Source organism: Streptomyces alkaliterrae (assembly GCF_007097205.2).
Classification (GTDB): Bacteria; Actinomycetota; Actinomycetes; order Streptomycetales; family Streptomycetaceae; genus Streptomyces; species Streptomyces alkaliterrae.
Window position 1 is genome coordinate 1 of sequence record NZ_VJYK02000644.1, and the last position, 863, is coordinate 863.

1 protein-coding gene is annotated in these 863 nt (G+C 73.9%); it reads left to right on the forward strand.

What is annotated here, in order from left to right:
* Nucleotides 1-237: 237 nt before the first annotated feature.
* Nucleotides 238-863 (forward strand): DnaE2-dependent mutagenesis accessory factor ImuA' (gene imuA', locus FNX44_RS27295; RefSeq protein ID WP_143651630.1); only part of this gene is annotated, 626 nt, incomplete at its 3' end.

Here is an 863-nt window from a genome sequence, read left to right on the forward strand (position 1 = left end):
CTCGAAATCTCCCTCCCCCGTCCCGCACCGGATCGAAACATGCTGGTCACACGCGGTAGCACGGCGGGAAGGAGAGAGCGCTCTCTCATGTGACCTCGCTCACAAGCTCCTGGTCGACCTTCCTCCGGAGGGACGGCATCCCCCATGGGGCGGGCGGCAGATGGCCCGGACGATCTCGACCGAGACCACCCCTTCGAGCGACTTGCCTCAATCGAACACTCATTCGAAAATCGAAGCATGAGGGCCGTACACATCGCCGAACAGGGCAGACGCGTCGCGACCGGGGCACACCCCGACGGTCGCGGGCTGCGCTCCCTGCTGCCCGGCGGAGCGGTCCGACCCGGTATCGCGATCAGCACGTGCGGTGACCTGCCGCTGCTCCTCGCGCTGGCCGCCGAGGCCGCCCACGACCTGGGCGGCCTCGGCGCGACCGAGGAGCGCGGCGGGGCCTGGGCGGTCGTGGGCCTCCCCGAGCTGGGCGCACTCGCCGCCGCCGACGCGGGGCTCGACCTGGGCGCCGGCATGTGGGTGGACGATCCGGGCCGCCGCTGGGCCGAGGTCGCGGCGACGGCCCTGGAGGCGGTGCCCGTGGTGCTGCTCAGGGCACCGACCCGGGTGGCTCCCCGCACGGGCCGCCGACTGGCGGCCCTGCTCCGCAGAAACGGTTCTGCGTTGGTGGTGGCCGGTTCCTGGCCGGGCGCGGAACTACGGCTGCGGGTCACCAGCGCCGGCTGGCAGGGAATCGGCGACGGCGACGGACTGCTGCTCGGCCGCCGCGCCCGAGTGGTCTGCGAGGGCCGCGGCGCCGCCGGTGGCGGCGACCGCACCGCCGACCTCTGGCTCCCCGGCCCCACCGGCGACAC